The sequence below is a fragment of the Streptomyces sp. NPDC057302 genome (assembly GCF_042667685.1).
GTDB lineage: Bacteria > Actinomycetota > Actinomycetes > Streptomycetales > Streptomycetaceae > Streptomyces.
Genome location: NZ_JBHUZJ010000152.1, coordinates 1 through 8144, shown reverse-complemented (window position 1 = coordinate 8144; position 8144 = coordinate 1). Strand labels below are relative to the sequence as shown.

Here is an 8144-nt window from a genome sequence, read left to right as displayed (position 1 = left end):
CGATCAGCCGGTGGACAAGTCCACCGGCTGATCGAGCTCTCCGCAGGCCGGCGCAGAACACACCCCTCCCGCCTGCGGCCCGTGGACTCCAGTCCCTTACGAAGCCGTGAGGTCCGGGTCCACCTCGGCGCCCGGTAGGGGCGGTGCCTCGGTGACGTCGAGGAACACCTGGTCGGCCTGCGGCCAGCGTTCGGCTACGTCGGACTTGATGCGCTCCATGACGAGTTCCACGACCTCGCTGTCCCGGCCGGGCGCGAGGTCGATGCGGGCGGCGACGAGTGTGGAGTCCATGCCGAGCCGCATCGTGAGCAGGCTCGCGACGCGGTCGATCTCGGGCTGCTCGGCGAGGAAGTGGGCTATCTCACCGCGGAGCTCGGGGTCGACGGACTCGCCGATGAGCTGCTCCTTGGCTTCCTTGCCCAAGCGGTAGGCCACCGCGATGAGCAGCAGGCCGATGGCCATGGAGGCAGCTGCCTCGTAGACGACCTCCCCGGTCGCCATGTGCAGGCCCATGCCGATCATGGCGAGGGTCACGCCGAGCACCGCGGTGCCGTCCTCGGCGATGACGGTGCGCAAGGCCGGGTCGGAGCCGATGCCGCCCTCCTGCCGCCGCACCTGCCACAGCGCGCGGACCAGGGAACCGCCCTCGGCGAAGAAGGCGACCCCGAGCACGACGAGACCGATGATGTAGCCCGTCGTGGATTCTGAGCTTTCGGAGCGCAGCGCCTCGAGGCCCTGGAAGATCGAGAAGCAGCCACCGGTGACGAAAATGCCGACGGCGGCGAGCAGTGACCAGAAGTAGCGTTCCTTGCCGTAGCCGAAGGGGTGCTGGGGGTCGGCCGGTTTACGGCTGCGGCGCAGCGCGGCCAGCAAGAAGACCTCGTTCATGCTGTCCGCGATCGAGTGGGCCGCCTCGGAGAGAAGCGCGGGTGAGCCCGCGAACAGTCCGCCCGCCATCTTGGCCAGGGCGATGACCAGGTTCGCGGCGAGCGCCACCCAGACGGTGGTCCTCGTCTCCTGGTCCTTCGACGCCTTGTCCCTCGGGGCCTGCCCGCTCGGCGCTCGTTCGGCCGACGCTGGGGTGCTCGACAACTGGTCGGTCGCTGGCTTGGCGGTCATCTGGCCTCGCAGTTCTGGGGGATCTCAAAGGTGCTTGCAGGGGGTCAGGATGTTGTTCGGGTACCCCGGGGGTGTGGCTCCAGGCGTGCGGGAGCCGTCGTTCCGGGGCCCTAGGTCCGGCACCTGCCGGCGCGCGGAATCGGCCCAAGCCCTGCCGTGCTCCGCGGGGAGACCTCCACGTTTTCGGTGCCCGTCCAAGGGCAACCGGGAGACAACAGCTCGTGCGGCGACCATTGGTCGCCACCGCCCCTGCTCGTGAGCAGCACCCGGCCGGCAGCCCTATACCTGTTTCAAGAGTTTTCCCGCGCCGGTAGCGTGGGCAATTTGTTCATAAACCTTAATATTTGGCATGGTTGGTCAGTGATGGGCGACTCCGGAGTGGAGAAGGGGCAGTACAGCAAGTGATCGGGCGCATGGGGAACGGTTGGGCGTGGCTGAAGCGGGCGTGGGAGTCGCCGGGCCATGAACGCCATACCGCCCTGTTGGTAGGTAAGAGCGCCCTGGCGGCGACGCTGGCCTGGTGGATCTCCCACGATCTGCTGAAGGCCGCATCCCCGGCCTTCGCGCCGTTCTCCGCCGTACTGATCATGAATGTCACGATCTACAAGTCCGTCTGGCAAGCGCTTCGCTATGCGGCGGCGGTCACCGTCGGAGTGGCCATCCAGGCCGCGATCGGATTCATGGCGGGCCCCGATCTGGTCGCCTTCGTCCTGGTCGCGGTCATCGCCCTGTGGATCGGGCAGTGGCCGGCACTGGGGGAGCAGCGCTCGCAGGTCGCCACCGCCGCCTTCTTCGCGTTCTCCACCTATGCCGCGGCAGCCACCACCAGTGACAAAGCCGCTCAACTCGGCCAGATCATCCTTCTCGTCCTGATCGGCTGCGCCATCGGCTTGAGCGTGAACCTCTGCATCGCACCACCGCTGCGCTATCGCAGCGCCGAACAGGGCCTGCGCGCCCTGGCCGGCGAGATCGAATCCCTGCTGGACGACATGGCTGACGGTCTGGCCACCGGGGATGTCGATGCCGACCGTGCCGCGCAGTGGCGCGTGGCCGGAGAGAGTGCTCAGCGCGCCGTCGCCCAGGCCCGCGCCGGACTGAACACGGCGGAGAACAGCCTGCCCTTCAACCCGCGGCGCCTGCTCCCGTCCCACCGCAGTTATCTCACGTTCAGCCGCTACCGCCAGAACGTCAACGCCCTGGAACGCGCGGTCTACCAGCTGGGCTCGCTGACCCGCAGCCTGGGCCTGTGGCGCGAGACGGAGAACACCTACACCTACGCACCGGCTCTGAAGGCGTATGCCGACTTCGCTGCCAGCCTGCGTGACATCGCGCATGTCATCGCCGAACTCGACAGCGACACGCTGAGCGAACAGGCGGACCACATGTGTCAACTGGCGACCACGTCTCAGGAAGCGCTGCAGAAGGTCCTGAGCGCGGCACAGGAGAACGAGCTCCCGCTGTCGGACGCCTCACGGCCCTATGGAGTCCTGGTGGTGGAGGCAACGCGGTTGATGGAAGAGTTCCAGAACACCTGCGATGTCCTCAAGGACACCGCCGACGCTTGAGAGCGACCGGCACGAGAGCGGCGCCGTGGGCATGAGCAGGCGGTGAACCGACGCCGTGGCAGGCGCCCCCAAAGATACGGGTGGGGTCCTGCGGAGATCGTCCTCCGCAGGACCCCGGGCCGGTCCGGAGACAGTGCACAGTGCGTCCGTATGGCGAGTGCGCACGTCCCGTCCGGCTGTTAGAAGTAGTGCTTGCGTCCACCGACCTTGCGTCCGGTCGCGCCGAGGACCCACAGCAGCGCACCGACCACGACGAGCACCCCTCCGACCGTCGTCAGCAACGAGACCCCGACCAGCATTCCGAGGAGGAGCAGTATGACGCCAAGGATGATCATTATGAATCCGATCTTTCAAGTCTCTTCGTGCGTGCAGGCTTCTCTTCGTCCTACCTGCGGCACTCTTTCCCGTCCGTTGCCAGACCCGGGCCGGGTTCAGTCCCTGCAGACCGCCTGTGCGGCGGCTGCTTGACCCTGTCTCGCTGGCACCATGTGCCCTGCGTTCCACCGGACATGCACGGGAAATTCATCGACCCTCCCCAGATCCCCGCAGCCTGGTCAGCACGCGGCGTCGCGTGCGGTGGCCGCCGAGGTGTCGGAGTGGATGGTGAAGACTCGGTCCAGACCCATGACGCGCAGGATGCGGGCGGTGCTGGCGGGAATCGCGGCCAGGGCTATCGTGCCCCCCTGTTCGATGGCCAGGTTGCGGGCCGCCAACAGAACGGTGATGCCGCTGGAGTCGCAGAAGTCCAGACCGGCCAGGTCCAGGACCAGCAGTTGGCCTGCGGCCAGGGTGAGGTCGTCCAGGATCGTGCGGAGTTCGGATGCCGTCACGTAGTCGAGGTCACCGGCGATCTCTAGTACGGGACCGGTGCCGGCGTCGCGGGAGGTGATCGTCAGCGGAGTCATCTCAGGTCTCACTCACGGGGGCGGGAACGGAGGCCGGAAACGCGGCGGGTACGCCGAGGGCGAGCAGTGCGGTGTCGTCGTCGAGTCCGTCGCCGAAACCAGCGATCAGCGCGGTCAGGGCAGTGATCAGGGCTTGGGGGCCCACCGGCGGCTGACCGGCGGCGAAGGCGCGCAGGGCGTCGTCTCCGTAGAGCTCGCGCTCGGGCCCGATGCGGGCCTCGGTCAGACCGTCGGTGTAGAGGAGGAGAGTGTCGCCGGGAAGCAGCTGGGTGCGAGTGGTGCGGAATTCGGGATGGGGCAGGATGCCGATGAGCATCCCGCCCGGGGTGGGGAGGTACTCGGCGGTGCCGTCCGCTCGCTGGATCAGCGCCGAGGGATGCCCACCCGAAGCCAAGTGCACGTTGAAATGATCGTTGTCAGGTTCCAGGAGACCGAATATGGCAGTGCAGTAGCGGGGATCGCCGCTGGTGTACCGCTCGTGCAGCACCGTGTTCAAGGTGGTCAGCACCGTGACCGGGTCGGGGTCGTGCAGGGCGGCGGCACGCAGGGTATAACGGGTCAGCGAGGTGACAGCGGCGGCCCGTGGGCCCTTGCCGCATACGTCGCCGAGGAAGAACGCCCACCGGTCCGACCCCAGAGGGAACAGGTCGTAGAAGTCTCCGCCCAGCTGAACCGGAGAAGCGGTGTGGTAGTACGAGCCGGTCTCCAGGCCCGGAATGGCGGGCAGCTCGGAGGGCAGCAGGTTCTGCTGCAGGACGGCGAGGGCTTCTTGGAGCCGTTCGCGGTCTGCCTCGGCCTGCCGACGTGCTTCTTCAGCCGCTTGCCGGCCGCGCAGCAGCTCGGCCTCGTAGGCGCGGCGATCGCGGGCGTCGAAGATCGAGGTGCGGATCAGCAGCGGCTCGCCGTCCTCACTCACCTTCACCTTCGAGGTGACCAACACCGGCATCCGCTGCTTGTCGGCCTTGAGATCCAGGGCGATGCCGCTGACCTCGCCCCGCATTTGCAACAGCGGCGCGAAGTGAGTCTCGTGGTAGAGCTTGCCCCCCACGGTGAGCAGATCGGTGAACCGCTTTCGCCCCAACACCTGGGACCGCTCCAGGCCCAGCCAGTCCAGCAGAGTCTTGTTGATCTTCGCGATGGTGCCGTCCATCAGCGTCGACAGATACCCGCACGGCGCCTGGTCGTACAACTCCTCGGCGCTGTCCTCCAGCAGCGAGGTGAACGCCGCGTCCGCGGCATCCCCCTCCCGCTCCTCACTGGGCTCGTGTGCCTGATCCGTGCGGCACATCAACGGCCCGCTCCGGTGAAGTCGATGACGGCGGCGGCGGTGGCCTGCGGTGCGCTGAGCTGCGGGCAGTGCCCCGTGGCCTCCAGTGTGACCAGTCGGCTGCCGGGGATCGCGTCATGGACGAAGGCGCCGACCTCGCGGGGTGCGATCACGTCCTGCGAGCACTCCAGCACGAGCGTCGGGATGGCCACCGTCCGCAGGTCCTCGCGGCTGTCGGACAGGAACGTCGTGCGGGCGAAGACCCGTGCCATGTCCGGGTCGGTCGCACAGAACGAGGTCGTCAGCTCCTCGCCGAGCTCGGGCCGGTCCGCGTTGCCCATGATGACCGGGGCCATCGTTGCCGACCAGCCCAGATAGTTCGACTCCAGGGACTCCAGCAGCTCATCGATGTCGTCGGAGCTGAAGCCGCCCCGATACCCGTCCTCGTCGATGTAACGAGGAGAGGGAGCCACCATCACCATGCGGGAGAAGCGCTCCGGCGCCCTGGCCGCCGCGAGTACCCCGATCATGGCGCTGACCGAGTGCCCCACGAAGATCACGTCCCGCAGATCCAGCTCCGCGCAGATTTCCAGCACGTCGCGGGCGTAACCGTCCAGCGAGCTGTAGCGCTCCTCGTTCCAGGCTGACGGGTCTGAACGGCCGGATCCCACGTAGTCGAAGAGAACCACCCGGAAGTGTGGGGACAACGCCGGGACCACCAGGCGCCACATGTTCTGATCACAACCGAACCCGTGCGCCAGCAGGAGCACCGGCCCGTCCGTGCGGCCGGCGACGGCAACGTTGTTCCTGCTACAGGCATCCATCCCGGCAGTGTCCCACCAGCCTCCCCAAGCGCAGCAGGCGGCCGTCAGACGCCGGGGGTCGGCTTTCGCCGCATCACAGTGGGTGCGGCCGCCGCCCTGAGCTGCTCAAGGCCCGTGTGCACCGTGGCGGCGAGGGGCAGGACCGCGTCGGTGCCGGTGACTTCAAGCAGCCGTCGTACGGCCGAGTGTAGGGGCCCGGCAAAGACGAGCGGCCTGGATGTCGCGGTGTGGTCGGAGAACGTCGTGATGAGCTGGTTGAGGAAGGTGCTGTCGGCGAAGGTCACTTCCGACAGATCGATCAGCGTTGCGTCCGTCGCCGTGTCGGACAACACCTGTACGAAAGCCACGGTGATGTCAGCGAGGTGGTCCAGGTCCACGTCGCCGAGAGGTGTGATCACCGCCACGCGTTCTTGCTGGTCACGACGTACGTTCGTTCTGCCTGATGTCATGCGCAGCACCCTGGCACACTGTGCGTGGGCAGCGCACCCTGCCCCGGGCATCAATCCGCGAGCGGCAGGCAGTTGGGGCGTGGGGCGCTTCGCCGGGGCTCTGGGCGGTGGCCTAGTTGACGGCCATCAGCCCGGTGCGGAGCTTGGCCACCACACGGGCGATGAGCCGCGAGACGTGCATCTGGGAGACGCCGAGCGCTTCGCCGATCTGCGCCTGCGTCTGCTCCTCGACGAACCGCAGGTGGATCAGTGTGCGCTCACGCTCGTCCAGACCGGCGATGAGCGGTGCCAGGGAGCTGAAGTTGTCGATGAGCTCGTAGGAGCTTTCCTCAAAGCCGATGAAGTCGGCCAGGGCGGCGTCGGAGTCCTCGCTGCCGTGCATCACCGCGGCGTCCAGAGAGGTGGCGCTGTAGCCGTTGCAGGCCATCTGCGCTTGGGCGACTTCTGCCGGCTCCAGCTGCATCAGCTCCGCCAGCTCGGCGGTGGAGGGGTTGCGGCCCAGGCGGGTGCGCAGTTCCTCGGTGGCCTTGGTCAGTTCGATGCGGGCTTCCTGAAGGCGGCGGGGCACGTGCACGGCCCAGCTGGTGTCGCGGAAGAACCGCTTGATCTCGCCGGTGATGTAGGGGACGGCGAAGGTGGCGAACTCGACCTCGCGGGTGAGCTCGAAGCGGTCGATCGCCTTGATCAGGCCGATGGTGCCGACCTGGACGATGTCCTCCATCTCCTCCTGGCCGCGGTGGCGGAACCGGGAGGCGGCGTACTGCACCAGGGAGAGGTTCATCTCGATGAGGCAGTTGCGCACGTACTGGTACTCGTGCGTGCCTTCCTCGAGCTGGGTCAGCCGGTCGAAGAACCCCTTGCCGATCTCCCGGGCATCCCTGGGCGCGATGGAGGACGGGTTCGCATAGGCACGCTCGACGAGGGCCTCGCGGCTCTGAGCGGCCGTTGCCTTCTCCTGCGTCGTCACGGTCATCATGCGCCCTGCCTTCTGCTGTCGCTGTCCCGAATGGCCTGCCGAGTCACTGTTCTCGCGCAGTTACCCGGCGTTGGGCCGAACATGCAGAAGAAACGTCAGAGGGTCCTGTCGGGTAACGGGCGATCAGGGGCCGGTGTTCTACGGAAGGGCCAGTGCTGCGTCGACGGTCTTGCCGTCGGGCCGTACGTCGACGTTGACGCGCGAGGCGAGTCGCTGGGTGATCATCCAGCCGAAACCCCCCGGCCGACCGGGCTCCGGGCGTACGAGATGCGGTGCTCTCGTGCTGCGGTCACCCACCCGCATCACCAGAAAGCCGTCTTCGATGTAGGCGTCGAACCGGGTCACACCATCGGCGTGCAGGATCGCATTCGATACCAATTCGCTGGCGACCAGCAGAGCGTCATCGCGGAAACTGCGAGCCTGGTTCGGCGGCATGTCCAGGCAGGCTTGTTCGATCACGTCCCTGACCGCCTCGCGCACATCGTGGCAGGCCACGTCCAGGATGCCGGGCGTCGCGCGAGTCCCCATCAGACTTCAGCTCCTAGCTGCGAACTGGCCAGCTCGGCCATACGGCAAGTGATCGGTCGTTGAGTCCCGTCTGCCCGAGGCGCAGCACAACAGTCCTGGTCGCCCAGCCGAATGACGCGCTGCGAAGACCGGGGGAAACGGCGCGCTCGCCTTCTGCCCGGATCGACCTCTGCCCGGATCGACATCACCCGCTGGCTCTGTTCCGAACTAGTCATGTTTACGCCGGCGATAGCTGGCCAGGCGGATGTGCAGCACTGATGTCGAGGCTGAGGGAGCGTGAGCGGATATGACTGCCAACGAGAAGGCCAAAGCCAAGACCGAGCAGGCCACGGGCGCGGCCAAGGAGACCGCGGGCCGTACTGTCGGCAACGAGCGCCTGACCGCCGAGGGACGCGCCGAACGGAAGAAGGGCGACGCCCGGCAGGCCAAGGAAAAGATCAAGGACGTCGGCAAGCACTAGCCGGCCGATCGGCATGACAGCGCGGTGGGCGGGCTCCCTCAGGGAGCCCGC

10 protein-coding genes are annotated in these 8144 nt (G+C 67.2%); 2 read left to right on the top strand and 8 right to left on the bottom strand.

The genetic code is table 11. The features are described 5' to 3' along the window. Positions 1 to 96: 96 nt before the first annotated feature. A complete protein-coding gene (locus ACFUPX_RS43625) occupies positions 97 to 1119 on the bottom strand; it encodes a cation diffusion facilitator family transporter (RefSeq protein ID WP_383335231.1) in 1023 nt (340 codons plus the stop codon). A gap of 482 nt (positions 1120 to 1601) precedes the next feature. On the opposite strand from ACFUPX_RS43625, the gene ACFUPX_RS43620 reads away from it, so the two are divergent. Further along, entirely contained in the window at positions 1602 to 2684 is a 1083-nt protein-coding gene (locus ACFUPX_RS43620; RefSeq protein WP_383335229.1) for an aromatic acid exporter family protein, read from the top strand. A 179-nt stretch (positions 2685 to 2863) separates the two neighbouring features. Here ACFUPX_RS43620 and ACFUPX_RS43615 read toward each other — a convergent pair whose 3' ends face one another. From ACFUPX_RS43615 to ACFUPX_RS43585, 7 genes are all read right to left on the bottom strand, one after another. Further along, positions 2864 to 3019, bottom strand: a complete 156-nt coding sequence (locus ACFUPX_RS43615) for a hypothetical protein (RefSeq protein ID WP_383335224.1) — start codon at positions 3017 to 3019, stop codon at positions 2864 to 2866. A 219-nt stretch (positions 3020 to 3238) separates the two neighbouring features. Beyond that, entirely contained in the window at positions 3239 to 3589 is a 351-nt protein-coding gene (locus tag ACFUPX_RS43610; protein WP_383335222.1) for an STAS domain-containing protein, read from the bottom strand. Position 3590: 1 nt separating this feature from the next. After that, complete coding sequence (locus ACFUPX_RS43605) at positions 3591 to 4877, bottom strand: SpoIIE family protein phosphatase (RefSeq protein WP_383335220.1); 1287 nt, start codon at positions 4875 to 4877, stop codon at positions 3591 to 3593. Further along, complete coding sequence (locus ACFUPX_RS43600; RefSeq protein WP_383335218.1) at positions 4877 to 5680, bottom strand: alpha/beta fold hydrolase; 804 nt, start codon at positions 5678 to 5680, stop codon at positions 4877 to 4879. Before ACFUPX_RS43600 ends, ACFUPX_RS43605 begins: the two co-directional genes overlap by 1 nt. A 44-nt stretch (positions 5681 to 5724) precedes the next feature. After that, positions 5725 to 6129: an STAS domain-containing protein gene (locus tag ACFUPX_RS43595; protein WP_383335216.1), complete on the bottom strand. Its 405-nt coding sequence runs from the start codon at positions 6127 to 6129 to the stop codon at positions 5725 to 5727. Between the two features lie 112 nt (positions 6130 to 6241). Then, positions 6242 to 7102 carry a SigB/SigF/SigG family RNA polymerase sigma factor gene (locus ACFUPX_RS43590; protein WP_383335233.1) on the bottom strand — a complete coding sequence of 287 codons (861 nt, stop codon included), beginning with the start codon at positions 7100 to 7102 and terminating at the stop codon, positions 6242 to 6244. Between the two features lie 141 nt (positions 7103 to 7243). Further along, positions 7244 to 7633 (bottom strand): ATP-binding protein, encoded by a 390-nt coding sequence (locus tag ACFUPX_RS43585; RefSeq protein WP_383335214.1) that lies wholly within the window; start codon positions 7631 to 7633, stop codon positions 7244 to 7246. 286 nt (positions 7634 to 7919) lie between these two features. Between ACFUPX_RS43585 and ACFUPX_RS43580 the strand changes: the two genes are divergently transcribed. Next, complete coding sequence (locus ACFUPX_RS43580) at positions 7920 to 8093, top strand: CsbD family protein (RefSeq protein ID WP_383335212.1); 174 nt, start codon at positions 7920 to 7922, stop codon at positions 8091 to 8093. Positions 8094 to 8144 lie beyond the last annotated feature (51 nt).

Bases quoted from the DNA above. Each gene is read 5' to 3' on its own strand.
- ACFUPX_RS43625 (WP_383335231.1), bottom strand. From the start codon at position 1,119: ATGACCGCCAAGCCAGCGACCGACCAGTTGTCGAGCACCCCAGCGTCG.
- ACFUPX_RS43615 (WP_383335224.1), bottom strand. From the start codon at position 3,019: ATGATCATCCTTGGCGTCATACTGCTCCTCCTCGGAATGCTGGTCGGG.
- ACFUPX_RS43610 (WP_383335222.1), bottom strand. From the start codon at position 3,589: ATGACTCCGCTGACGATCACCTCCCGCGACGCCGGCACCGGTCCCGTA.
- ACFUPX_RS43605 (WP_383335220.1), bottom strand. From the start codon at position 4,877: ATGTGCCGCACGGATCAGGCACACGAGCCCAGTGAGGAGCGGGAGGGG.
- ACFUPX_RS43600 (WP_383335218.1), bottom strand. From the start codon at position 5,680: ATGGATGCCTGTAGCAGGAACAACGTTGCCGTCGCCGGCCGCACGGAC.
- ACFUPX_RS43595 (WP_383335216.1), bottom strand. From the start codon at position 6,129: ATGACATCAGGCAGAACGAACGTACGTCGTGACCAGCAAGAACGCGTG.
- ACFUPX_RS43590 (WP_383335233.1), bottom strand. From the start codon at position 7,102: ATGACCGTGACGACGCAGGAGAAGGCAACGGCCGCTCAGAGCCGCGAG.
- ACFUPX_RS43585 (WP_383335214.1), bottom strand. From the start codon at position 7,633: ATGGGGACTCGCGCGACGCCCGGCATCCTGGACGTGGCCTGCCACGAT.
- ACFUPX_RS43580 (WP_383335212.1), top strand. From the start codon at position 7,920: ATGACTGCCAACGAGAAGGCCAAAGCCAAGACCGAGCAGGCCACGGGC.